Origin of the sequence: Stieleria varia, assembly GCF_038443385.1 — a bacterium.
Lineage (GTDB): Bacteria > Planctomycetota > Planctomycetia > Pirellulales > Pirellulaceae > Stieleria > Stieleria varia.
The window spans coordinates 739498-765292 of sequence record NZ_CP151726.1 but is presented as its reverse complement, the minus strand read 5'-3'; the positions used below and the strand labels follow the sequence as shown (position 1 = coordinate 765292).

18 protein-coding genes are annotated in these 25795 nt (G+C 57.0%); 9 read left to right on the top strand and 9 right to left on the bottom strand.

Features of this window, described 5'->3' with window-relative positions; genetic code table 11:
* Window positions 1-4: 4 nt before the first annotated feature.
* Window positions 5-358 carry a hypothetical protein gene (locus tag Pla52nx_RS02725; RefSeq protein WP_342190329.1) on the bottom strand — a complete coding sequence of 118 codons (354 nt, stop codon included), beginning with the start codon at window positions 356-358 and terminating at the stop codon, window positions 5-7.
* Between the two features lie 192 nt (window positions 359-550).
* On the opposite strand from Pla52nx_RS02725, the gene Pla52nx_RS02720 reads away from it, so the two are divergent.
* A complete protein-coding gene (locus Pla52nx_RS02720) occupies window positions 551-1342 on the top strand; it encodes a toll/interleukin-1 receptor domain-containing protein (protein WP_146518164.1) in 792 nt (263 codons plus the stop codon).
* Window positions 1343-1743: 401 nt separating this feature from the next.
* Here Pla52nx_RS02720 and katG read toward each other — a convergent pair whose 3' ends face one another.
* The gene (gene katG, locus Pla52nx_RS02715; protein WP_231741667.1) at window positions 1744-4113 is read right to left on the bottom strand and encodes a catalase/peroxidase HPI; all 2370 of its coding nucleotides are present in this window, start codon (window positions 4111-4113) and stop codon (window positions 1744-1746) included.
* 449 nt (window positions 4114-4562) lie between these two features.
* On the opposite strand from katG, the gene Pla52nx_RS02710 reads away from it, so the two are divergent.
* Window positions 4563-5690, top strand: a complete 1128-nt coding sequence (locus Pla52nx_RS02710) for a patatin-like phospholipase family protein (protein ID WP_146518163.1) — start codon at window positions 4563-4565, stop codon at window positions 5688-5690.
* Between the two features lie 200 nt (window positions 5691-5890).
* Here the strand turns inward: Pla52nx_RS02710 and Pla52nx_RS02705 are convergent, their stop codons facing one another.
* Together Pla52nx_RS02705 and glgA are read right to left on the bottom strand one after the other, a co-directional pair.
* Complete coding sequence (locus tag Pla52nx_RS02705) at window positions 5891-7363, bottom strand: galactose-1-phosphate uridylyltransferase (protein WP_146518162.1); 1473 nt, start codon at window positions 7361-7363, stop codon at window positions 5891-5893.
* Between the two features lie 159 nt (window positions 7364-7522).
* Window positions 7523-9019, bottom strand: a complete 1497-nt coding sequence (gene glgA / locus Pla52nx_RS02700) for a glycogen synthase GlgA (protein WP_146518161.1) — start codon at window positions 9017-9019, stop codon at window positions 7523-7525.
* A gap of 134 nt (window positions 9020-9153) precedes the next feature.
* On the opposite strand from glgA, the gene Pla52nx_RS02695 reads away from it, so the two are divergent.
* Window positions 9154-12393 (top strand): serine/threonine protein kinase, encoded by a 3240-nt coding sequence (locus Pla52nx_RS02695; RefSeq protein ID WP_146518160.1) that lies wholly within the window; start codon window positions 9154-9156, stop codon window positions 12391-12393.
* A gap of 303 nt (window positions 12394-12696) precedes the next feature.
* Here the strand turns inward: Pla52nx_RS02695 and Pla52nx_RS02690 are convergent, their stop codons facing one another.
* The 4 genes from Pla52nx_RS02690 to Pla52nx_RS02675 all read right to left on the bottom strand — a co-directional run bounded on the left by Pla52nx_RS02690 (window position 12697) and on the right by Pla52nx_RS02675 (window position 17760).
* Window positions 12697-13761, bottom strand: coding sequence for a lysylphosphatidylglycerol synthase transmembrane domain-containing protein (locus tag Pla52nx_RS02690; protein WP_231741666.1), 1065 nt, complete (start codon window positions 13759-13761; stop codon window positions 12697-12699).
* A 78-nt stretch (window positions 13762-13839) separates the two neighbouring features.
* Complete coding sequence (locus Pla52nx_RS02685; protein WP_146518159.1) at window positions 13840-16224, bottom strand: ABC transporter permease; 2385 nt, start codon at window positions 16222-16224, stop codon at window positions 13840-13842.
* A complete protein-coding gene (locus Pla52nx_RS02680) occupies window positions 16221-17225 on the bottom strand; it encodes an ABC transporter ATP-binding protein (RefSeq protein ID WP_231741665.1) in 1005 nt (334 codons plus the stop codon). The genes Pla52nx_RS02685 and Pla52nx_RS02680 overlap by 4 nt, the downstream gene beginning before the upstream one ends.
* An 88-nt stretch (window positions 17226-17313) precedes the next feature.
* The gene (locus tag Pla52nx_RS02675; RefSeq protein WP_146518157.1) at window positions 17314-17760 is read right to left on the bottom strand and encodes a hypothetical protein; all 447 of its coding nucleotides are present in this window, start codon (window positions 17758-17760) and stop codon (window positions 17314-17316) included.
* A gap of 255 nt (window positions 17761-18015) precedes the next feature.
* Between Pla52nx_RS02675 and Pla52nx_RS02670 the strand changes: the two genes are divergently transcribed.
* The 3 genes from Pla52nx_RS02670 (at window position 18016) to Pla52nx_RS02660 (ending at window position 21317) form a co-directional block, all read left to right on the top strand.
* Window positions 18016-18963: a sensor histidine kinase gene (locus tag Pla52nx_RS02670; RefSeq protein WP_146518156.1), complete on the top strand. Its 948-nt coding sequence runs from the start codon at window positions 18016-18018 to the stop codon at window positions 18961-18963.
* Window positions 18964-19033: 70 nt separating this feature from the next.
* Window positions 19034-19891, top strand: coding sequence for a response regulator transcription factor (locus Pla52nx_RS02665; RefSeq protein ID WP_146518155.1), 858 nt, complete (start codon window positions 19034-19036; stop codon window positions 19889-19891).
* 1204 nt (window positions 19892-21095) lie between these two features.
* Window positions 21096-21317, top strand: coding sequence for a BON domain-containing protein (locus Pla52nx_RS02660; protein ID WP_146518153.1), 222 nt, complete (start codon window positions 21096-21098; stop codon window positions 21315-21317).
* Between the two features lie 129 nt (window positions 21318-21446).
* Here the strand turns inward: Pla52nx_RS02660 and Pla52nx_RS02655 are convergent, their stop codons facing one another.
* Complete coding sequence (locus tag Pla52nx_RS02655; RefSeq protein WP_146518152.1) at window positions 21447-23114, bottom strand: DUF1559 domain-containing protein; 1668 nt, start codon at window positions 23112-23114, stop codon at window positions 21447-21449.
* Window positions 23115-23262: 148 nt separating this feature from the next.
* On the opposite strand from Pla52nx_RS02655, the gene Pla52nx_RS02650 reads away from it, so the two are divergent.
* Genes Pla52nx_RS02650 through Pla52nx_RS02640 form a run of 3 tightly spaced genes read left to right on the top strand, consistent with a single transcriptional unit; the run spans window position 23263 to window position 25770 of the window.
* Window positions 23263-24384 carry a serine/threonine protein kinase gene (locus tag Pla52nx_RS02650; RefSeq protein WP_146518151.1) on the top strand — a complete coding sequence of 374 codons (1122 nt, stop codon included), beginning with the start codon at window positions 23263-23265 and terminating at the stop codon, window positions 24382-24384.
* Window positions 24381-25175 carry an inositol monophosphatase family protein gene (locus Pla52nx_RS02645; RefSeq protein WP_146518150.1) on the top strand — a complete coding sequence of 265 codons (795 nt, stop codon included), beginning with the start codon at window positions 24381-24383 and terminating at the stop codon, window positions 25173-25175. The genes Pla52nx_RS02650 and Pla52nx_RS02645 overlap by 4 nt, the downstream gene beginning before the upstream one ends.
* A gap of 7 nt (window positions 25176-25182) precedes the next feature.
* Window positions 25183-25770, top strand: a complete 588-nt coding sequence (locus Pla52nx_RS02640) for a flavin reductase family protein (RefSeq protein WP_146518149.1) — start codon at window positions 25183-25185, stop codon at window positions 25768-25770.
* Window positions 25771-25795: the final 25 nt, after the last annotated feature.

Genomic DNA, 25795 nt, shown 5'->3' with positions numbered 1-25795 from the left:
ATCTTCACATGATGCAAAGCTGATAGAAAACCAGCGACCCCATCGCCGAAGTCAACGTGACACCCATTAGAAAGACAATCGTGCGTTTGGGCCCCAGGTGAATCAACCACATCCCCATCGAAAGCTCGATCGAGGTGAGCAGCAGTAGCGGCCAAGACGAATCTGCAGGATGCTGTCCAAGCAACTGATTGACAAAGAGGGCGGGGAAAAACGCGGGCAAACCAATGAACGCCCAAAACAAGGTGGGCAGCAATCGGTCCAGTTCGTCATACCCGACGATCCACGCATAAGGAAACATCATGCAGCCGATCAATGCCGCAGCCGGCAAACGGTGCTGCGGATGACGAATGCAGAACACGATAAAAAAAATGAACGTCGCGGAAATCAGTCTTGAGCGAACGGAAGGCGGTTTTCATCATCTACAATGAGTGCCCGTCCATGTCGGGTGTTATCGCATTATCATCTGATTTGAGCAAAAATGTTTTGTTTCAAGTCAGCCGGATCGCCAACGGAGCCGCAGTTCCAGCTTCAGGACTACGAGAAATAGTAGATGACGAAGATCTTTATCAACTATCGACGCGATGATTCAGCCCACTTTGCCGGTCGGATCTGTGAACGCCTGGAACGTGAGTTCGGTTCCAATGACGTCTTCATGGATGTGGACAACATCCCTCTGGGAGTCGATTTCCGGCAACACCTACACGATGCAGTGTCAAGGTGCTCGGTCATGATTGTCGTCATCGGCGACAAGTGGCTGCAGGTAATCGACGACTCCGGTGCGAGGCGTCTAGATGATCCCAAGGATTTTGTTCGCATTGAAATTGAATCGGCGATCAAGAATGAGATCGTGATCATCCCGGTCTTACCAGCCAACGTCGCAATGCCCAGGGAAGAGGACCTGCCTGAAACCCTTCGACCTCTCGCATTCCGAAATGCTTTGTCGGTGAGTCACACGACGAAGTTTCAAAACCAGCTCGACCCTTTGGTTGAGACGGTTCGTCGAGTGACCGCAGTCGACACGCCGGTGGAGGCAATCGTTGTCGCGGAGGGACCAGCACACGTCGCCTCTGAATCGATTCGTCAGACAAGCGAAGCACAATGCGATGTGCACGACGGGCAAATCACCACCGCATCGATCCTAAAATATTCTTTCTGGACCGCAGTACTGACCGTTGCCATCATGTTCTTGACGGTCACGACCTTGTACTGGACGGTGGAGATTCCAGAAAAGTTGCGAGGCGGGACGCTGTTTTCATTAGCCCTACTTTGGTCGCTTCTGATCGCTGTGGCCTTGGTTGAAATAATCCGCCGCAAGAGGAGAAAAAACGATGTCGGCGTCTGAGCGAGCCCGCGTCCCGAGAGACGAAACAAGACAGCCCGGGGCATAGCGAAGCGACGCTCCGGGATGATGAATGAGAGTTAATCGTAGCCCTGAAAGGGCGTTAGCCCGGATGATTCATCAGCCGGCACGCGATAGAGAGCGTCCGGTTCCCGAGTGCAGGCGTGAGAACCGGACGCTATCGCGTGGCGGCTGATATGCGCAGACTGTTTTCGTACCAATACGCGTAAACCGTTTCGTGCAAACGTATTGCGAAGACCGCAGTGAGCCAGCGTGAATAATCCGGGCTAGTGGTCTGGGACAGCTAAAAGTTAGGTTTTAACGTAGTGGATCTTGCCAAAGATCCCACCGCTACAGGTTCTTTAACAAGATCCACTACACTAGAAATAAGTTGTCACAGACCACTAGCGTTGGCGAGCGGTCGTTCTGGTGAGCCCCGTTCGCTGATCTGGATCAAGATCAAAACGATCCAAGTTCATGACCTTGTTCCAAACGGCGACAAAGTCATCGACGAACTTCTGCTGGGCATCTTCGCTGGCATAGACTTCCGCGATGGCTCGCAATTGCGAATTGGAACCGAACACAAGATCGACCCGCGACCCCGTCCATTTGACGTCACCCGTTTCACGATCGATTCCTTCGTAGAAATGCTCGCACACCGGAGACTTCTGCCACACCGTGTCCATCGCCAACAGGTTCTTAAAGAAGTCGTTGGTCAATGTCCCGGGTTGCTTGGTGAAAACACCGAGTTGCGGGAACCCCGAGTTTGTATTGAGCACTCGCATGCCGCCGACCAACACCGTCATCTCAGGTGCGGTGAGCTTTAACTTTTGTGCTCGATCGACCAGTAGCTCTTCGGCCGGACGATCCTGCGTTTTGCCAAAGTGGTTCCGGAAACCGTCCGAGGTCGGTTCCAGCACTGCAACCCCTTCCACGTCGGTCATCTCCTGTGTCGCATCCGTGCGTCCCGGTGAAAACGGCACCTGTACTTCATGCCCGGCCAGCTTCGCTGCTTGTTCGATCGCAGCACAGCCACCCAGTACGATCACATCCGCAAGCGAGACCTTCTTTCCGCCGGTGAGCGAGCCGTTGAAATCCGCCTGCACTTTCTCCAGAGTATCGAGCACCTTGGCCAGCTCGGCAGGCTGGTTGACTGCCCAATCTTTTTGCGGTGCCAAACGAAGACGTGCTCCATTAGCCCCACCTCGTTTGTCCGTGCCACGGAAGGTGGAGGCGGATGCCCAGGCGGTCGAAACCAACTGGCCGGTGGTCAATCCGGAATCAAGGAGTTTGCCCTTGAGCGCCGTGATGTCTTGATCGTTGATCAGTTCATGATCGACAGCCGGTACCGGGTCTTGCCAGATCTGCGGTTCGGCAACTTCGGGACCCAAACATCGGGAAACTGGTCCCATGTCCCGGTGCGTCAGCTTGTACCAAGCCTTGGCAAAAGCTTCTTCGAACTCCTTGGGGTTCTCGTGAAAGCGTTTGGAAATCGGACCGTAGATCGGATCCATCTTCAGCGCGAGGTCCGTCGTGAACATCATCGGAGCATGGCTCTTGTTGGGATCATGGGCATCGGGCACGGTGCCTTCGGCGGACTTGTCTTTGGGAGTCCACTGATGGGCACCCGCGGGGCTCTTGGTCAATTCCCACTCGTAGCCAAAGAGGTTGTCGAAATATCCGTTGGACCACTGGGCAGGTGTGGACGTCCACGCTCCTTCCAGTCCGCTGGTGATTGTGTCACCAGCGTTTCCGGTTCCAAACTTGTTCTTCCAACCGAGACCCTGCTCTTCGATCGAGGCTCCTTCCGGTTCCGCGCCGACAAACTTGCTCGGGTCCGCCGCACCGTGTGCTTTACCGAAAGTGTGACCACCGGCGATCAGTGCCACTGTTTCTTCGTCGTTCATCGCCATGCGGCCAAAGGTATCGCGGATGTCCTTGGCAGCGGCCAGGGGATCCGGCTTGCCATTGGGTCCTTCTGGGTTGACGTAGATCAATCCCATTTGCACGGCAGCAAGTGGATTCTGCAGCATGCGGTCGCCACTGTATCGCTCGTCAGCCAGCCACTTGGATTCAGGCCCCCAATTGATGTCCAACTGCGGTTCCCAAACGTCTTCGCGTCCGCCGGCAAAACCAAACGTCTCAAATCCCATCGACTCCAAAGCACAGTTGCCGGTCAAGACCATCAGGTCGGCCCACGAAATGCTCTTGCCATACTTTTGCTTGATCGGCCAGAGCAAGCGACGAGCTTTGTCGAGGTTGGCGTTGTCTGGCCAACTGTTCAGCGGAGCGAACCGCTGCGTGCCATAACCTGCGCCGCCTCGCCCGTCGGAAACGCGATACGTGCCTGCGCTGTGCCAAGCCATGCGAATGAAGAATGGACCGTAGCTGCCGTAGTCGGCCGGCCACCAGTCCTGGGAAGTTGTCATCAGTTCGGTGATGTCTTTTTTTACCGCGTCCAAGTCCAGCTTTTTGAATTCCGTTGCGTAATCAAAATCCGCTCCCATCGGACTCACCATCGGAGAGTTCAGGTGCAGGATTTGCAAGTTCAATTGGTTGGGCCACCAGTCGCCGTTGGTGTACGCTCCCGCGGCCGTGTTCCTGTCATCCGGAGGCAGATGGGTACCACCGATTACCGGGCATTGGCTGGCTGCGTCGGCCTTCGCATTAACGGACGATTGAGCGGTGTTCGCCTCCTGTGCGACCACGGAAGTAGAGATACACAGCACAGCGCAGCTCGCGAGTAGGCGAGCCAAATGTTTTTTTGAGTTCATGTTCTTTCCTGGAGGAGGAGGATCTGCGACGTTCGCATTCCGAGCGGCGAAGCGTTGGGTTCCGGGTCGCGAAGCGTCAGGGGATTCAATCATCGCCGACAAGCAGCGATTCATCCAATGCATCCCCTGGATAAATGCAATGCGTTTGCCGCATTGCCAAGATTATCGCCGCTTGGGGATTATGTTTCCGGCCGGGATCGGTATTGAGGCGATTAGTTGATTGCCTCAGGGTCATTATCGAGGCCTGGCGAGCCCCCCCAGGCAACGCTGGGAAGCATTCTGACAGTCAGCAACACGAGCACGAAGCCAGTTGACTCCGGATTGATATGGATCTGATGGCATCCAGGACGCTAGTTTGGCTTCTTTGATGAAACCAACTGGCGGCACGTCTATCTGGGATGACAGCGGATTCATGCCGACATGGCAAAGACGCATGAAGGCAGAGACACATGAAGATCGCTCTCGCATTTTCCGGCGGTGGAGTCCGCGCGACCGTGTTTCATCTGGGCGTCCTAGCTCGGCTGGCACGACAGGACTTGCTGGGCAACGTCAAAATTGTCTCAAGCGTTTCCGGCGGCAGCTTGGCGGCTGGACTGGTTTTCACCTCCGCAGGATTTCGCTGGCCGGATAGCGATCAGTATCTGCACGAAGTCGTTCCCCGATGTCTGTCGTTGCTAACGACGCGAAATGTCCAGCGTGCCTACGTGCTGAAATCGCTTTTGCGGCCCTGGCGACTGTTGTCCGGTCGCGCCTCAGTTTTGGGGGATGCGTTGGTTGACCATTGGGGGATCACGGGCTCACTTTCCGACTTGCCGGTGGAACCTCGCTGGATCATCAATGCGACTTGCTATCAAACGGGAAAGAATTGGCGGTTTCAGCAGGACCTGATGGGGGATTATCAAACGAAGTATGTCACCGACCCGGACTTTCGTTTGTCTCACGCATTGGCAGCGTCAGCGGCGGTTCCTGGATTGATCGGTCCGCTGCTGATTCGGTCCAAGCATCATCGGTGGAGTGAGTTTCGCGATGACGCGTGGTGCAAGATTCCGCCCAAGTATCAGTACCTGCATCTTTGGGACGGTGGCGTGTACGACAACTTAGGCGTGGAGTCTCTTTTCAAACCTGGTGAAGGGCTAAGAGAAGGCACCGACTACCTCATCGTGTGCGATGCTTCTCGCCCGCTGGGCAGCGAAACCCGTCAGTCACGATGGCGTCCCGGTTATTTGAAGGCGTCCCTGCGCTTGGTGGATGTCGCAACCGATCAAGTGCGAAGCCTCCGAGCACGGATGTTGATGGAGCATTTCAAAAGCAATCCTGGAACAGGCGCCTACCTGAGACTGGGATTGTCGACTCAAAGGATTTACGCACGCAGTGATTCCGACGGTAAGCCATCACTGACGCACGATGAAGTCCGTCAGGTTTCTCAGATCGAAACCACATTGCGTCGGATCACTCACAGCGAGTTCAGCTTGCTATTTCGACATGGGTTCGAAGTCGCCGACGCGATGTTGTCGACCTACGGCAAAGATGCCCTCGATCGAACCCCTCGCAACATCATCGCTTTCAAAGCGGCTTGAGATTCACAGGGGGCGTTTGTCACCATCGGCCAATGCATGTGAGTAGACATTGAGCAGTCGCGACAGCCCGTGGATACCGTTCAAGCGTGCGAGGGAACCATCCAAACCGAACGGCCCATCGTGACCGCTACGTTGACGCCGTTGTTGCCCGCCGCAAATGGAGCGTCATCAGCCGCTGGCGGGTCGCAATGTCGGGCAGATCATGCCTGGGAGTGCATCTGCTGTCGATACTGTCCGGCCGCTGTCTCGGGCAAGAGCGGGTTGATGATGCAGTCGCTGCCCCATTCAAACCCGGCGGTCTTGGTCAAACGTGGAAAGAGATCCAGTGACCAATGGAAAGACGAATCACGATGATCGGCTGGCGGAAACGTATTGATGACGTAATTGTAGGCCGCACCTGGATGTACGACCGTCAGGGCATGAATCAATTGAACCAGCAACTCGGCCAGGCTGGTAAGTTCGCGATCGCTCTGTTTCTCAAAGAATGAGTTGTGCTTTGTCTGCGTCACGCGGACAAAGCCAGGCAGCCGGCTTGCGAAGGGACAGTAGGCGATCAAGCCATCTTGAACGGCGACGACTCGGCGTGAGTCAGCGATTTCCGCTCTGAGCAAGTCGCACTGCAGGCAGCAACCGCTCGATGCGCGATGGTTTTGCATGCGACGCACCATGTTGCGGACTCGCGAGGGCAAAACGGTGGTCGCGATCAGTTGGCTATGGGTGTGGCTGAGTGAAGCGCCTGCGTCGGGGCCGCAGTTTTTGAACACGCTGATGTATTTCACACCGTCGCAGATTCGATAGTGATCCATGCGGTCACGATACGCGGCCAACAACAAAGCGACGCTGGCTGGATCGACTTGCGTCAGCGTTTCGACGTGGTCACGTGATTCGACAAAGACCTCATGTCCGCCCGCGACGGACTCGATAGGAAACCACTTCGAACCCTGGAAATCATTTCGCTGCGTGTCGTCAGAGTCGCATGAGATGACGGCGGGGAACTTGTTGGGGACAACACGAACATCCCAGTCATCCTGCTCGCCATTGACGATCCGCCAAGCCGATGAGCTGGAGGACGGATCGGCATGGACTTTTCCACTCCACACGGCCGTCGGCGTCTTTAGCTCAGCTCCGGCACAGAATGGACAATGTTCAAGATGTGTCGGTGTGTTATTGCTGGACGAGAACGCAGCAGAGGCTTCGGCGATTTGATCGCGTGAAGTTAGTTGACGATACTCGTTGGGTCGTTCATCGCGTTGGGGTGCAAAGATCGTCCAATCACCGGTGATGAGATCTCGACGTGAGTGAGCGTCTTGTTCGACTTGTTCCCAATTGTGTTCGTTACCTTTACGTTGCCCGCTCCTGTTTGGGATTTCGGTCTCTCTGACGGATCGCTTCAGTATCTGCTGAATTTCTGCAAGATCGACGGCTGCCATTCCGACTTCGGCAACTTCGTGCGGCAGGTCATCCGAACGGGTTTCTTCCAGCAAAGAAAGGCTGGTGGTTTCCAAGAGATCCCGGAGCTTGACTGTATCCAGAGATGCTTGATCCAGAGATGCTTGATCCAGAGACTCTTGATCCAACTGACGCGAATCATCCTCGGTATCGGGTTCCCTCTTTCCGTCACACTCAGTGGACGGTTTGGAGCGGGGCTCGCCGTGGGATGATTTTCGCAGCATTGCCAGCGCTGGGGTGATAGAGTGACCGCGCGTTGAAACTTGACCGGACGACCGCAAGTTCTCTCAACGCCACTTTGGGGTCACGAATCGTACCCCATTTCGCCGACTTTTCAGACCGCGAAAACGCTAATTTTATCGGCTTTGCGCGACACGCCAGCGTCAAACTTTTCCCAGTCCTTGCTTAAGGGAAACCGCTCGGTCGTAAAGCTCCACGTACTGGCACGCACTCTTCCGCCAAGACCAATCCTGATTCATTCCGGTCAGGACAATTTGTTCCCATTTTTTTGGGTCATGGTATCTCAATTGGAGTGCACGACCGATGGCATCGTCCAATCCGACGGGTGAAACCTCGTGCAAGTAGAAACCGGTGGCCGTCCGATCGGCCAAGGTTTCTTCGTTGCAATCGACCACGGTGTCGGCAAGTCCGCCGGTTTCGGTGACCACGGGAACCGCACCATAGCGGAGACTGTAGAGCTGATTGAGTCCGCAAGGCTCATAGTGACTGGGCATCAAGAACAGATCACTCGCCGCCTCAATCTGGTGCGCCAGAGCTTCGTCGAATCCCACGTGCAGGCCGAATTGATCGCCGAATTCCTTTGCCAAGCTGCTCAACTCGAACTCGACACGCGGATCTCCGCTGCCCAAGACCACCCACTGCGTCGGCCGCCCCTGCTCCAGATGCCAGCGTAGAACCGGCAGGATCAAGTCCCAGCCCTTTTGCTCGGCAAGCCGTCCGACCAAACCGATCAGCGGGACTTCGCGACTGAGCTTCAGATCAAAACGACGTTGAATCGACACTTTATTGGCCGTCTTTCCCGACTGCCAATCCGTGGTGTCGTAGGGATGTTCGATCTTTGAGTCGTTCGCCGGATCCCAGATCGTCGGATCGATCCCGTTGGTGATTCCGGTGACGTGATCATGTCCCGATCCAAGCACCCCGTCGAGGCCACAGCCATGCTGGGGCGTTTGGATTTCTTGCGCGTAGCGAGGGCTGACGGTGGTGATTTGGTCAGCAGTGGCCAATCCGGCTTTGAGAAAGTTGAGGTTCCCGTAGAACTCGAACGACTCGTGCCGAAAATAACTCCAGTCCAATCCGGTCCACGAAAATGCCGACGCGGGAAACTGTCCTTGATACGCCATGTTGTGAATCGTCATGACGGTGGCGGCGTTACGCACCCACGGAAACACGTTGGGGGCCGACTTGATCAACGCGGGGATCAAGCCCGTTTGCCAGTCATTGCAGTGCAGCACGTCGACAGCCCAGCCGATTCTCGCGATCGCGGTCAACGCGGCGCGGCAGAAAAAAGTAAAGCGTTCGGCGTTGTCGGCATAATCGCCCGATCGATCGCCGTACAACCCGTCGCGATCAAAGTACTGCGGCTGGTCGATGAACCACACCGGCACATCGCCGTAGGGCAGCGTGCTCTTGAGCAAGCGCGCACCGACGAGTTTGCGATCACTCATGGGCACGGCAAAGCTGACGTCGGTCGTTTCGACTTCGATCCCCGAGGAATGAATGCTGCGAAAGGCGGGCATGATGACGGCCGCGCGGTGCCCCAGCTCGGCGACCTTCCAAGGCAGAGTGCCACATACATCTGCCAGCCCCCCCGTTTTGGCAAACGGGACCGCTTCCGTGGTCAAATAGACGATGTTCAAGATTTCACGTTCTCCGGGGTGGAATTGCTGCACACAGGGTAGTAAACGAAACCGCTGATGTGAAATCTTTGCGTTTCAGTTAAACTGAGTCGGTAAGATTTTTCCCCACTAAGAGCTCTTTTCGCTGGAATTGCATGTCGATCGCACTGAGCGAATTTTGGACGCGTCTGGTGCAGGCCGGCATCGTTGAGGTGAGCGACTGCAAAACGCTGGCTTCCAAGTTCAGCGAAAGCCACGGCAGTCCGCCCGCCGACGCATCGCAATTGGCAGCGTTTTTAACGCAAATCCGCGTGCTCACGGGTTTTCAAGCCTCGCATATCCTGGGTGAATCGGCCCCCAACCTGCGTCTGGGAAAGTTTCTCCTGCGTGGCGATCAAGGCACCAAGCCGCTCTCTCACTGGCTGCCCGTGTCCGATGTCTCGGTCAGTTTGCCGGTTGCAACGATTCTGTCGCCCACGCACGCCTCGGATGACGAAACCGGCCGAGACGGGTTTCTGCTCCGTGTGCCCCTGGATCAGTTGGGGGACAGCCGCCGACAGTGGTTGGCGGCACACGCAGCAATCGATGCCGCATCCCTGCAGCCGATCCGATTGTCTGGCGACGAAGCGGGAAATCTGGAGATCTTTTCACCGCTGCCCGGCGGCCGCTGCCTTCTCTCATTGGTCGAGAAATCCGCCAAACGCATCAAGCGGCAACAAGTGGTCGCGATCGGTCGCGACTTGGCTCACGCCTTGGCGGCACTGCACGAGCGATCCATGCCGCACGGCGCCGTGCGGTTGGATCACGTGTGGCTGACCAAATCAGGACGCGCGATCTTGCTGCGCGACCCCTCAGGCCCGGCGTTGTCACCCCACCAAGACGCTTCCGCCGCCTGGATCGACTGTGTCGAGTCGCCCGGCGGCTACGCGGCACCCGAATTGGCCGACCCCGCGGCAACACCGACGGCGCAAAGCGATCTCTACTCGTTGGGGTGCCTCCTGCTGACCTTGATCTCCGGCAGCAAACCGTTCCATGGCAACACATTGGCGGAGGAACTCGCTGCGCAAGTTCAGTACACACCCCAACCATTGGTCCAAGCCGTCGAGCAAGGCGAAGCGGGCGATCCCGTCCTGCGCGTGCTCGCCTTTGCCCTGGCCAAAAACCCAGCCTCCCGTTTTGCGTCCGCGACCCAGTTTGCCGATGCACTGTCCACCGCCGACGCTTTGATCAGCGACAAACGAAGTCAAGCGACTGGCGAACCGGCACCGACCACAGCCGAAACACCACCACCTGTATCCAAAGCCCAATCGCCCGCCTCGGAGTTGCCACCGGAACCACCCAAGAAAAAACGCAGACGTGACGCGGTCGTTGCCAGTGCGCCATCGGTCGCACCACCAGCAGTCGATTCGCCATCAACAGTCGTCGCACCGCCGGTAGACTCGCACACACCCAGCGTTCTGGCACCCAGCGTTCTGGCACCCAGCGTTCCAGCACCCAGCGTTCCAGCACCCAGCGTTCCAGCACCCAGCGTTCTGGCACCCACCAGCATGCCACCGGTCGAACCGGCCGCACCACTGGCCACGTCAACCGCCGCGCCCCCGATCCCCGAATCCTCCGTGGACTCGCCGGCGGAGGCCCAGCCGAGTCAATCTGCGGCAGAAGCCGCACGGCGGCGGCGACGCAAACGAACCAATCGTGTTCCGGTCTTGATCGGCCTGATGGTATTGCCCGTGTTGATGCTGATGTTGGCGTTGTTCCTTCGTACGCGACCGCCGACGAAGCCCGAACCGTATCGACCACCCAGCATCAAGAACGTTCCCACGGTGGCAAGCAGCCGACGTGATGTTGCGCCACCGCCTCCGCCCAAGCCGCCGGCGCAGAACCCCGGCGGATTCCAAGTCGTCGATAGTGATCAGTTGTTGTTCGTTCCTCCGCTGCCTGGCGGTGATCAGCCGCCATCCTCTCCGCCCCTGGCTCTGTTGCCACCGGGACCCGCGATCATCCTCAGCGCACGCCTGAGTGAATTGCAAGCCAGTGATGCCGGTCGAGAACTGATCGAATCGCTCGCGCCGGACCTGCAGGCTCTGATCGAGAGTGCGGTCGTTCGAACAGGGGTGACCGACGATCAAATCGAACGTATCTCAGCGGCCTTTCACGCCGGCACCGGCGGATGGCCAGAAATTTCTCTCGCTGTACAACTGAGACAAAGCCTTCCCGTGTCGACATTGGCGGGCGCGTGGTCGGCTGAACCATCGATGACCGGCGAAGGTGTCACGTTGTATGCCGGTGATGACCCCAAAGCCGATGCCTACTACCTCGGCGAAAGCGATCAAGGGCCTAGCGACAAAGGCAGTTTGCCGCCCGATGCGATGGTCCGTTCCTTTGCCGTCGGTTCACTGGACCGAATTCGCGAAGTCGCTGCTGAGCAAGGTGCACCGATCCTGTTGCCCCGCACATCGGAAACACTTTGGAACAGCACCAGTGATCAATCGCATTTGGTCGTGCTGGTCACGCCGAACTTCCTTTTTGCCGACGGGCGTGAGATGCTCCGGTCGACAGTTCCCTCACTGGTACAGCCGCTCAAACGTGTCTTGATACCCGATGTCGCGGGCATGACATTGTCGGCTCATGCTGTCCCCGATCAGCTTTATTTGGAAATGCGAATGCTGCCCAGCGGCGGTGTCAATCAAGGTCAGTTGCTCGGCACGATCCGCAACGAGATCGATTCCTGGGGCGCGTGGGCCGACTCCTTCGTTGCTGATACCGTCCCCGATGCGTCTTGGCGTTTGCTGGCCGCACGCTTGCCATTGATGGTCCGATTCGTCGCGGCCAACACTCGATCGGGAATCTCAGATCAAGCCGTCGTGGCCAACACGTACCTGCCGGCCAATGCCGCCGCTCAAGTCTCCTTGGCGACGTTGTTGGCAATGAACACTCCCGAAGGCGTCTCGCTGGCTGCCGTCGAAACAACGACCGAAAAGCCCTTGACCGTCGACGAAATGCTCGACCGCAAGATGTCGATTTCGTTCACCCAAGAATCGCTCGAGTTTGCCATCCTGGCCGTCGTGGATGAGTTCAGGCAAACTCTGCCGGCAGGCTCGACGATGCCCAAAGCACGGATCATCGGTAGCGACTTGGAGAAGAATGGGATCACTCAGAACCAACAAATCCGCGGCTTTGAAAAGACGAACATGGCGCTCCGCCAAGTCTTGACCGATATCGTTCTGGGGGCCAACCCCGACAAGACGGCTACCGGCCCGCAAGATCCCAAGCAGTCACTCGTGTGGGTTGTTCATCCGATAGGAAAGCCCGCGTCGGAAACCGAAATCCTGATCACGACGCGCGACGCAGCCGAGGGAAAATACGAGTTGCCTAAAGAGTTCGTGATCCCCTAGTACTGCATACGTGAAATGACATTGATTTAAAACGATGCAAATACCAGCACGAAGCGCAAGCGAGTGAACAGAACGCAACGAATCACTCGCTTGCGCGTCGTGCTGGTATCAAAAGCTCAACTCGCGTTTTTGGCACCAGTGGTCTGGGACAACTCAACTTGAGGGTAGTGGATCTTGTTAAAGATCCTGAAGCGGTGGGATCTTTGACAAGATCCACTACGTTTAACCCTAACTCTTAGCCGTCCCAGACCACGAGCCAATCATTCTGGGGCGTGGTCACGCTGCAGGACATCAGCAGCTTCATCAGCCTTCATCAGACTCGCCCGTTTCGACACCCTCGCCGACATGCTCCGCTTTCTCCAGGCTTTGACGAACCTCTGCCCCGGCGGTCCAGTAAAACACGATCCCGATGACTGCCAACACGAGCTTGACGATCTCGAACACCAACGCGACCACCGTTCCCGATGCATTGGTGGGAACCGCCGGAATCGCATGGTATAGCCATTCGATCATGCCCTCAAAAACGCCCAGACCGGCCGGTGCGATGGGCAGCGCCGAAGCGATCATTCCGATCGGCACGATGACGAAATGCTCTCCCAATGTCGGCACCGATGGGTACAACGCACGGGCAATCAAATAGATGCTCAGCACCAACATCGAATGCACGATCAGACTCATCACGATCGAAGCACCGAACGCAATCGGGTGATGATGAAACATTCTCAACGGTGGTCCGATCTTGAGAACCAAACCGCCGACCACCGGCAGGCGACTGCCCCATCGAATCAAGCGGTCCACCATCGCACCGCCGAAAACGAGAAACATTAGCACCGTGGTCCCGGTCAACGCCACAACCGCTGTGCCCGCCTTGATCCGATTCATGTTGTCATAAGCGTCGCTGTTCGGATCGACCCGGTAAACCAGAAAAGCCCCGGCGGCCAGCAAGACCACGCCGTAGAGTCCGACGCCACGATCAACCAGCACCGACGCCACCGCCGCGATCCGCTTGCCCGGTCGACGCTGCGCCAAAAAAATCGCTTTGAACAAGTCACCGCCGACGCTGCCCGCGGAGACAAAGTTCAACAAAAAACAAATCGATCCGAGCCGAAACGCTTCCAGCATCGTGAATTCAATGCCCTGACAGCGGACCAGCATGCACCAACGGACAAAGGAGATCGAGATCGCACAGACCGCGATCAGCAAGGCGCTGATCAGCAATGGATAATTCTTGGGATTCTCGGTGAGCGCCTGCCATTGCTCCGGTGTGATCCGATACAGCAAGTACGCGATAATCCCCACAGGAATCGCGAACTTCGCGAGGTTGATCAGAATCGTGCGGTGGTTGTGCATCGCCAGCAAGATAGTCACTGGAGTCAAAGCGGTCGAGAAGACTCCCTCGAGTCGTTGACGCCGGCCCCATTCCCGACGCTTCAACCGGAATGATCGTTAAAAGTCACGCGTGGAGAAATAGACGCAACTAATCGTCAGCATCACCAGAATGAACGCACTGCAACTGACCAGCGGACGGACCATCTTGCGTTGAATCACATCCCGCTCCTCCTGCGCCTCCTGAACCAAAGCAAAAGACGATTTGCCGCTGATCAACGCTCCAACGGTGCCCGTCAGCTCCACCGTTTGCGGGGTCAATGTTCTCAGCGGTGTGATGAAATAGCGTTCCGTGAACCGCCAGTCCTGTAACTGTGGCTGCAAACGGTCTCGCCGTTTCAAATCTGCGGCACCAAGCAAATCAACTTGGTCGACATCGTGCGCGACGGCCAAGACATCCGTTTTCGCGTCATACGACAGAGCGGTCACGTCATCAATCGTCAAGTCACGGCATTGCCAGGTCCCCGATTCCTCCGCTGCGATCGCCGCCTGGCCGTCACTGTTGACCAACACAAATCGATTCCGCACGCCCATTCCCGCCACCGAAATCACTACCGCAGATGAGTCTTGCCAAGACAGCGTCTGGATCTCATCGAGTGTGTTCGCATCCAGCACCCGCGCCGCTTCGTCATCCCGCGCCAACAGAATCCTGTCGCCGCTGACGGCCAAAACGGTCGGCAGCGACTCGTCTCCCTCGATGGTTCGTTCCGCGATCACCTCGCAGCGTTGCTCCATCGACTCAGGCAGTTTCAGCCGCATCAGTCGTCCACGCGTGTAGACGATGAGCGACGTTTGATCATCGGTCACAACAACACGTGCGGGCAAAGCGAGCGCGACGGTGCTCGGCAGGATCGGACGGAACTTATCAGTCGGGCCACCTTGCATGCGAAACAGATTGCCCAAACGAGTCGCCAAGTCGGGGACGCTCTCCGATTGCGTTTCCGCTGACACCTCCGACGATGTTGTTGAACCGTCAGAAGTGACTTTCTGATCGCCCGGATCGTTTTCCTGCAGCCCCGCTGAGTCCAGGACGGACTGCCGCTCGACCACGGCCAACCCCGTGGTGTTGAGTGCCATCATCCATTTGTCGTCGATCGAGTAGAGGCGACGCGTTGCGATCGGCAACCTCAACGCGGACTCCGGTTTCCAATCGTCATCTCGGTTGAGCACCAGTAGATTCAATGTCCCCGAGCCGAATGGGTTGAATCGCCCGCCAGAAATTCGCGCTGTCGCGATGTGGTCATTGTCCAGTACGGTGGGCGCCAAAATCACATCTGCGTCACGTCCCTTGCCATCCACCAACACATCCCAGCGATCGTTCGCATCATCCCAGCGTTTGACGCTGCCGCCACGCGTTGCGACGACCACCGCGTCGCCGTTGACGACGACACTTTGAATCGTGTCGGGTCCGGTGACGTTGCCGTCAAAGAAACCGCCGACGAATCCGATGATCATCACCACCGCAGCAAAGATGCAGGTCACGCCGATCGACAAGATGGGCGATCGCCAGCGAAGTCCCGCCAACAGAGAGACGCTGAAATAGACCGAGAACAAGAACACCGACACGGGAATGCACCACAGGATCCTGGCGTTCCAAATGTCCAGTCTCAGGCCAGCGATCAACCACAATCCAACGACCAGCTGCGTCACACACAGTAGGACGAACGCGCAGCCTCCGACAAACTTGCTCAACAGCAACATCGTTCGCGAAATCGGTTTGCTCAGCAACAGGTGCAGCGAACCGGGTTGCAACATGTCGGGGATCATCGACGACGTGACCAGGATGCCGACGAAGATCAACGCCAGCCCCAGCAGCCAATTCATCAGCAGCGGCAGAATGAACTGGTTGGCCAGTGTGATGAACTGAGGTTTGCCGATCGCGAATTCTGACGGCAACGCAAACCCGGCATAGGAAAGCGTGATCGAACGCGGAGTTCGGGCGGCAAAGATCCCAGGCAACGCCGCTTCGATCCTCAACCTCGCTCGCCGCCGCCGTTGCGAATCCGTGATCTCCGCATCGGGCAACTCGTCCAACTCGCGTAGTTCACGCAGACGCAGCGTCGATTTCCAAGCTTCCGCGTCATACCAACCCTCGTCATCGATCGCATCATTGAGGGCGTCGGCCAAGACATCTTTGCGAATTCGGATTTCATCCACACCGACTTGCCGTAATCGATCTTTGAGCTCGTCGGGAAAGCTGGCGACAAGACGTCCCAGCGGTTTTTCCTTTTCGGATGGGTCGATCAGACCCCGCGCCAACATGGCTTTCATCTGCGTTCCGTTTTGCAACTCCATCCAGCGGAACGTCGTCGTGTAATCTTCCTGATACCCGATCGGTGCCAGCAGGGCGAGGAACGCCCAGATTGCGAAAAAGGCGATCCACAGAATCCGCGATGACATCGCCGAGTGAAACGAATCGATCAGTACGGCAAGATAAGGTTTCATTCGTCGCTCACCGCTTGCTGGCCGACCAGTTGCATGAAAGTGGACTCCAACGACGGACGCGTGGTCTCCAGTCGACGAATCGACCAGTGGGATGCCCGCAATCGATCCACCATGGCATCGATCAAATCCTGCTGTTGAATCGCGACCGTCATCCGCGTGGCACCGTCGGGCGCCGAGTCAATCAGCAGTTCACTCTCATCGGGCAAGATCTGTTTGGCATCAGCGGTCAACGTCTCGACACGCTCTGCGGGATCGCCGCGCTCAGCGGAATCGACCACCGTGATCACCAATCGACCGCCACCATGTTGGCTCGCCAATTCATCGAGCGTTCCGATCGCCCGGATCTCACCACGAGCCATGACGGCCACGCGGCTGCACACCAACTCGACCTCTTGCAGGATGTGGCTGTTCAAAAAGATCGTCTTGCCCGCGTCCCGAAGTCGCTCCAGCACCATGCGCACTTCGTTTCGTCCCACCGGATCCAAACCATCGGTGGGCTCGTCCATCACCAACAAATCCGGATCGTGCATCAAGGCTTGGGCAAGTCCCAGCCGCTGGTACATTCCTTTGCTGAATCTCCGCACGGACTCTCGGTCTCGACCGGACAAACCGACCAAGTCCAACAATTCGTCGCTGCGACGACGGATGTCGGCTTCGCTCATGCGACTCATCCGACCGTAGTAGGTCAGTGCTGATCGCGCGGTGTGATGCCGATCCACACGCAAGGACTCGGGCAAGTAGCCGACGCGGATGCGGGCGGCCGAACTGCCGATCGGCTGATCAAACAATCGGGCCCAGCCGCCACTGGGTTTGACCACGCCCAACAGCATCTTGATCAACGTGGTCTTGCCAGCACCATTGGGTCCCAGCAGCCCAAAGACTTCGCCCGCGTACGCTTGCAGCGACACGCCTCGGACGGCATCAATATCCCGTCGGCGTCCCCAAGACCAACCGCGATAGGTTTTTCGCAGTTGCTGAACGTCGACGATGGTGGGCTGCACAGAAATATCGCGTTGGTGAATATCGCGTTGGTGAGATTCGCGTTGCTGAAGAATCTGCCGAGGATGTCGGCGAGCAGATCCCTCGATGCTAATGCATCAGCGTTCGCACCAACAGGTACGTCAGCCAAATGGCCGTCACCGCGACCAATCCTAGTGCCAGCCAACGCTGACCGGGCTGCTGTAGCGATGGCGGGCGGATCTCTCGCTCGTACACGTGTCGAAAACGATCGCGTTGATCTTCGCTGTCGAACACGCCGTCCTCCACCAACTCGTTGAGGCCGAACTGCATCGAGTATTCGATGGCACCATAAACGGTGCGCTGACGATTGTACTCGTCCACCCCGATGCCCTCGAAATACCACAACTGATTGCCAAAGGACGTCTCCGTCTCCATCCGATCGTCCATGCAACGCAGTTGCATGACTTCGGCCCGTTCGGGACAGAACCGCGCGCGGATCATGGCGCGGTTGCTATCCAACCGAACTTGACGCAGCGTCTGCTGCGAGTACTGCTGTGTTCTTGTTTCTGCACCCACCGGAGGTTCTCCAACATCCGCCTAAGGGAACTTGATTTACCTTCAATCATTATTGCCGGTTGCCAGGACCACGTCACGAGCGCATTGCCTTAAAAATAGTGAATCGGCAAAGATCGTCGGCGGCAGGCATGGGGGGAATCACCTACTGTGTGTCTCCAACGACCGGCTTGCCGATGGTACGCTCTCGTGAGTCCGCCACGCGGTTGAACATTTCCGATCAAATGTCCTCACATTACGAAACACAAGTGATTTGAAATGATGGACAGGCGTTCACTGAAGTCTCCTGTGACGCTCGGCGTCGTCCTGATCGTTTTGGTCGTCGTCTTGGCGGTCGTGTGGATCGTCGGCAGTTTTCTCGGGTTCTTTGCGGACAAGTCCAAGAGCAACGAGACCGTGTTCTGGGCGTTCCTGGCGACCGGCATTGTGTTGCTCGCGGGCATCTTGGCGGGCGTGATCGCGTACCTGACCCTGACGATCAAAGCCGTGCGGCTGAACCAGCGTCAGTCGAACTTCATCGACGCGGTGACACACGAGCTAAAGAGTCCGATCGCGTCGTTGAAACTTTATTTGCAGACGATGTCTCGACGCGAAGTCGACCAGCAGCAACGCGACGATTTTCACCGCATCATGCTGGAGGACGTCGAGAGGCTTGACTCTCTGATCAATCACTTGCTGGATGTGGCGCGTGTGGACCGTGGCGGGAATTCCAAGAGCCAAGAACGCTTTCGGTTGGACGATTTGCTTCGACAGTGCGCAACGACCGTTTGCGTCCGCTATCGATTACCCGAGGAAACCGTCTCGGTTCAGGCTCCCAGCCTGTGGGTTCAAAGCCAACTGGTTCAAATGGAAATCCTGTTCCGCAACCTGATCGACAACGCCGTCAAATACGGCGGCTCTCCTCCACTGGTCCTGGTCAACGTGGAATCCAAGGGCGAGGACCAACTGTTGGTGACGATCACGGACAACGGGGCCGGCATTCCGCCGAACCAGCGACGCAAGGTGTTTCGGCGATTCGTTCGCTTGGGCAACGAATTGGAACGCAGCACCCCGGGGACCGGTTTGGGATTACACTTGGTCAGAAACATCACAAAATCCCTGGGGGCTTCGATCGCCGTCATCGATCGCGGTGAGACCGAGCCCGACGGGGTGACGGGAACCAAGTTTGAAGTCAAATTCAAAGGCATCGTCGCACCCAGCGATTGATGCCTGCCACCATTTACTCCCTCTGTTTACTCGTTCAACGCAACACCGCATACGCGATTTTCATTCTCCCATGCGTCCACACATACTTGTTGTCGAAGACGAAAAGCACCTCGGCGTCGGAATCAAGTACAACCTCGAAGCCGAGAACTATCGCGTCACACTGGTCGAAGACGGCCCCACGGCGCTGAAGCTGATCGATGCATCACCAGACAATATCGACCTGATCGTTTTGGACCTGATGCTACCCGGAATGAGTGGGTACACGGTTTGTGAAACCATCCGGGACGCCGGACAAACGATGCCCGTGCTGATGCTCTCGGCGAGAACCTTGGCCGAAGATCGCGCGAGAGGATTCGATGTCGGCGCCAACCAGTACATGAATAAACCGTTCGAACTGGATGAGCTGCTCAGCCGAGTCAAAAATCTGCTGCAATTGGCTGGCCACTCGGCCAACGGTGCCCCCCGTTCTCGCGTTCGCGAAACCGTTGCCCATCCCGAGCCGATCGTCGAGATCCAATTCGGCAACATCGAGGTCCACTTTCTCAATCACGAAGTCAACGTCAACGGCAAACGCGTGCGGATGACACCCAAAGAACTGCGGTTGCTGAAGTATTTCGTGGAGAACCCCAACCGAGTCATCAACCGCACGGAACTGTTGAGTCAAGTCTGGGAGGTCTCCGGAAATCTGCAAACCCGCTCGGTCGACCAGTTCATCGCCCGCCTGAGAAAGATCATCGAGCCCGACAGCACCGCGCCGATCCACTTGCTGACCGTTCGCGACGCGGGATACCGATTCATTCTGCATCCCGATGCCACGTCCACGGACGAGGATGAAACAGACGATGAAGCGGAAGACGACCCCGATGAGCACGCTGAAGACGATTCGCTAGATGACGAAGACCCCTTTCAGACATACGAATCCGACTGAAAGCGTTCGTTAGCCGCGTGGGGCAGGTTTGAGAACGTGAAAAGTATTGTTGCTGCATATGACCGTGAAGCGGTCACAGCTCAGTCGCGGATGCGACGACAGCATACAGCCTGGGACGCGAGCCCCAGGTGAACTTCGTGGTCGGTTTGGAGAATAAGTGTCCTCTCCCGTTGCCAGAATCACGCGAAGCGATGATTGCTACGTGGATTTCGCGACACTTATTTTCCGCACGTCTCGTACCTGCCATTTCTCAACCGGCAGGTTGCAAACCTGCCCCACATCTTCAAAGCGGCAGGTTGCAAACCTGTAGGTTGGCCACTCTTGGCCGACATTCAATACTCAGACGGGCAAGAGTGCCCATCTACAGTCTTTCCATCCCCAGCATGGACTAAAATCTGTCTAACGTCGGCGCATAAAAAAAGGCCCCCGGAGAGAACGGGTCCTAGGGGGGCGGAGGACGTCGTGCTCGGTTTCCGGGAGCCGGTGGCTTGTAAGTGTTCGATCAGGCCAAGGCATCCTTGCCTCGACCCGGCGAACGCGACACTCGTTTTTTGACTCCGACTCATCCGCCGACAAACACGTCCGTGTGTCGCGGTGAATGATTTGTCCGCAGCTTTTCAAAACGAACAACGCCGTCTCGAAAAACCAGTGCAGGATCTTTGCCGAATCCAATGAGTGTCTTCGCCGCGTCGGACACTTGTGTGCCCGTCACGACGATGGGCGGAAGATAGAGGCACCCTTTTCGCGCGGTCAATACGAGTTTGATCGCTTCGGCAAATTCGTTGCGATTGTTTTTCCAGCAACACAAAACACAAACCGCGGAACACGCAATTCATGTGGGATCGGACAATCTTTCGCGGACAACGACGGCGATCGCATGAACAATCTTTTCACTCGCCTGACACCTGTCGGCATCAGTGAACGATAAATGAAAGCAAATCCAAATCTTTCCCTAGATTTCCCAAGCCGCCTGGTTGGTGGTCGCGGTCAGTCGTCAAACGCTTGATGCGCCGTCGGAGATCACTCAAGAAAAGAAAATTGATTCAAATTCGCATGGTCATGTCACTGGCGATGTGTGATATTTGAGTGCTGGAGAACGTCGATTGCGTTCTCGGCTCCGATTCAGGAGGAATCCTTCCATCCAACGGGAATGCGATCACGGCAGTGAGGCCTGACGCTACATTCCTCCACGGGAAACCATGTCATGCCAACCACACCGACTGAAACCGTCGTCTCAGCCGCCCACGCCGTGCTGGCTCGCAGCTCCGTCTCGGAACTTCGACAGATTCGCGTGGATGAGCACGCCAACGAGTTGCAGCTTCACGGCAAGGTCCGCAGTTTCTATCACAAGCAACTGGCGCAAGAAGCGGTCCGTCCCGTCGCGATGGGCCTCCGCGTGGTGAACCATCTCGACGTCACCACCTGAGAAGGATGCAGCCAAGAACAGGTGGGGCAGGTTTGTAACCTGCCGGTTTGGAAAAGGCAGGTTGCAAACCTGCCCCACATCTCTATGCGGCAGGTTGCAAACCTGCCCCACGTTCGAAACGGTGATGCTCTAGAAACCGCCGACGACTTCGCCACCGTTCTTGGTCAGCAAGGCTTTGAACAAGTCCACATCGATGGTGTGTGTCATGAATCGAACAGCACCGTCACCGAACAAGCCGTGAAATCCGCCTTGGTGGATGTGACCCATTTGTGAGATCGGGTCGTCCATGTTGATTTCCACGTCGGCCGGTTGGGTCCACTGGACGGCTTGGGATGCATCGGTTTCCACGACCATCAATGTATTGCTCAGGCCATCGGTGATGTCGCGGAACTTGGATGCTCCCTCGGGATCGAACATCAAACTCTCACCCACCAAGGCTTGAAACACGGTCAACCCGTTTTCAAGAGGCAAACTGGGGTCGGTGTACACCTGGGGCATCTTGTCGATCAGTTGGATGTTGTGCGGGCTGTCCCAAGGCTCGTCGAGGTGGAATTCTTCGTACAGAGCGTTCTGTTCGATGAAGGGCAGGATCGCCACTCGCCAACTGAGCAGAGGCTTGCCATTTTCGTCGCGAATCGCGGCGTCGGGCAGATGGTTGTACGTTGCATGATAGTTGTGCATCGCCAAACCGATCTGTTTCAGATTGTTGGATGCGGTCATTCGTCGGGCGGCTTCACGAGCCGCTTGCACGGCCGGCAGCAGCAAGCCGACGAGGACTCCGGTCGTACCGATTGACAGATTGATCTCTGCATCGACGGAAACTTCATTGCCATTGCGTTTCAGGTTGATCAAACCGGCATAGTGCCGCACGATGCGTTGCAGGTATGCATTCACGGATTCTTTGACGCGATCACCGTCGGCGTCATTGTTTTTCTGAATGCTTTGGATGATCGCGTCCTGGCCATCCGCGATGCCTTGCTGCAGCAACTGCTGCAACCGCTGCGCGTCGGTGTCGTTCTTGCATTGGGCAACAATCTCGTAGTGCGACGATAAACTGCTGACTTCGTTGTTCAGACTGCGTGTGTCCATCCGGATCGTTTCGATCAAATCGGGACACGCCTGTAAGGGACGAAACTGGGCGGGCCATTGGTCCACCTCGGCGGCGAGCATCTCCTGGATGATGGGGCGAAGCGGATCCATCAAGATCACCGTTCGTGATTCCCGTTGGCCGCCGGCATCGGCACTGTCGGCATCAGAGCTGAGCAGCTCGGCCAATTGTGTCGACGCGTTGGCCTGGTCGATCGCCATGTCAAAGTGTTGCTCTTGGGTGAAGAGGATCGTCCGCGGGTCCACTTGATGAGCAACCACATGGCCATTGCCTGTCGCGAATGCGTAGACGGTTTTGCCAGAGAGTTGCAACGGCGAGTCTTCCGTCAGCATCTCGGGATCGGTATTTCCCAAGTCCGTGTCTTGATTGAACGCTACGATGAAACCGGTGACCAATTCGTCACCTTGCTTTGCTGGCAATGCGGACCAGGAAACGATCGTGTCGATGGCCTTCAGGTCGATCTTAAACGCTTTGTTCAGCCAAGCATCGGCGACTTCGGTCGGCAGCCATTTGACGTATTCCTGCTGCAGCGTGTTTTGAGCGTTCCAGGTGGACGCCATGAAGGCGGAGCCGGGCAAGAGCCGCGTGGGCGACTTGTTACTCGGTGATTGGGCGTCCACCATTTGGGTGGAGCACCAGAGCGAAATGAAAAGACCAAACGCAGCCGCAATTTTGGACGTGTGACGCATGTTTTTGCTGAAATGCGGGATGATGGGAGCAGAGAAATCGCCTGTCGGACTGAGTATATCGAAATTCGCTCAGGCGGTGGTGTCAGGCCCCAGAATGGCTTTCCAAGATAGGGTCTGCCCGGAACCGATTCCGGTGTAGACTTTGCAGATGCAATCGACCACCCGTTTTGAACCCCATTTGACTTCCACACAGTCCGGCATGCACGAAAACCGCGGCGAAAACGAACTGCTGCGCTGGTACGAGATGCTGACCTCCGAGGGGAAAGTCAGTTGGACGGGGCACCACCACATGCTGCGTCTGCTCGGACGTGGCGGTCAGGGCGAAGTTTACTTGACCGAATTTCGGGGCACGGATGGTTTCACCGTTCCCGTGGCGATGAAGGTGTTTTCCCCGGAACACTTCGCCAGCAGCCGTGCGTACGAGGAGGCGATGCAGCGGGTCGCGTCCATCGCATCGCAAGTCGCGCTGATCCAGCACGACAATCTCGTCGCCGTTCAGAATTTCTTTGAACGACACCGCATTCGTATCATGATGATGGAATGGGTCGACGGATACGACTTGCGAAAACTGATGACGCCCAAGTGCTTGCAGTTGTTGCGCAAGCACGTGAACAATCGCCGTTGGAATTACGTCAACGAAGTCATCATCACGGAAGGCCCCGACCAATCACGATTCAAGGCCGGCGTTGCCGTGGCCATCGTCCGTGAGTGCTTGGCGGCGCTAGCGTCGCTGCACCGAGACGGGATCGTGCACGGCGATGTCAAACCAGCCAACATCATGCTCAAACGCAGCGGGCACGTGAAGCTGATCGATTTGGGCTCCGCCATCCAATACAGAAACCCGCCACGAGAACGGGAATGCACACCGGTTTACGCGGCCCCCGAGGTCCTGGAAAACCAACCGGCCACTCCACGCAGCGACTTGGCCAGCGTCGGTTACGTCCTGATCGAAATGCTCAGCGGTCAAAATGTTTTTCAAGGCCACGAAAAGCTGCGAGACCTGCTGCATGCCAAACGCGAGTTGCCTGGCCGACTGGATGAAGTCCTGCCGGATCAGTTGACATCCAACGAGTTGTTGATGAATTTTCTGTCGGGACTGATCGCCCCCGATCCCAATCGACGATTCCCCAATGCGGAAGCCGCCGAGCATGTGGACACCGGCGCGGCTGCCTTTCACCGACACCTGATCATCAACAACATGGCCACTGAGTACGACAACGACGTCCGGCTCTGGCTGGACGAACTACGCGGATTTGAGAACGAGTTTTGAACGAACAACATTTGGATATCGCCGTCGCAGCCGCCCGCGCGGGAGCCAAGGAGCTGATGGCCCGACGTGGCACCCGCATCGTCCAGGAAAAAGCGCCCAAGGATCTTGTCACCGACGCGGACTTGGCGTCGCAGAAAGCCATCCGTGATCTGCTGATCGAGGCTTTTCCCGACTACGCCTTTGTGGGCGAAGAAGAAGGCGAGACCGAACCACTCGCCGCAGTCCGCGACGGACGCAGCGACGCGCCGCCGTGCTGGGTCGTCGATCCGCTGGACGGAACGGTCAACTACGTTCATCGATTGCAAAGCTTTGCCGTTTCCATCGGCTTGTATGTCGCCGGACGAATGAAACTGGGCGTTGTGTACGATCCCGTCGTCGACGAAATGTTCACGGCGATCGATGGCGGTGGCGCGCATGTCAACGGCGAAACGCTCCAAGTGAGTGGGTGTCGTGACTTGTCCGACAGCCTGCTGGCGTGCAGCTTTCCAGCCGGTGTCAAATCCGATTCCGATGAAGTCGACCGGTTTGTGCGTGTGTTGGAAAAGTGCCGCTCCATCCGTCGACTGGGATCTTGTGCATTGAACATGTGCTATGTCGCTGCGGGTCGCTTGGATGGCTACTGGGCGACGAATGTTTCGGCGTGGGATTCCGCCGGTGGGACCGTGATCGCGAGAGAAGCGGGCGCGGTATTGACGGCCTATGACGGCTCACCGCTGGATGATTGGCAACCCCGCTTTTGCGTCGCCGCCAGTGACGAGCTGCACCGTGATTTGATCGGTCTACTGAAATAACCCCGCCATGCAACTTGATCTGAACGACCTGTCCGGCAGCGAAATCTACCAGTCCATGGTTTCGATGATCACGCCTCGGCCGATCGCTTGGGTATCCACCCTGTCGACCGACGGTGTTGCCAACTTGGCGCCCTTCAGTTTCTTCACCGGCGTCGGCGTTCGTCCACCCACGCTCGTGTTCTGTCCCGCCAATCGTGGTGACGGTTCCCCCAAAGACACGTTGGCAAACATTCAGCGCTCGGGTGAATTCGTCGTCAACATCGTCACGCAAACTGTCGCCCGCGCGATGCACTTGTCCGCGGCAGACGTCTCGCCGGATGTGGACGAGTTTGAACTGACCGGGGTCGATAAAGCCGATAGCCTGATCGTCAAACCGCCGCGCGTTGCCCAGTGCGTGGCCGCGATGGAATGTCGACTGCATCAAGTCATCCAGTTGGCCGCCGGTCCTGGCGGCGCCAACATGGTGGTCGGCCGGATCGTTGGGTTTCACGTCGATGATGAGATCGTGCAAGACGGAAAAATGGTGATCAACACGATCGCGCGAAGCGGACGTTCACTCTACGTGGCCGAATCCGACGCGTTTTCTTTGGATTGATCGGTCTTTCCGTCCTGAGTCCGGA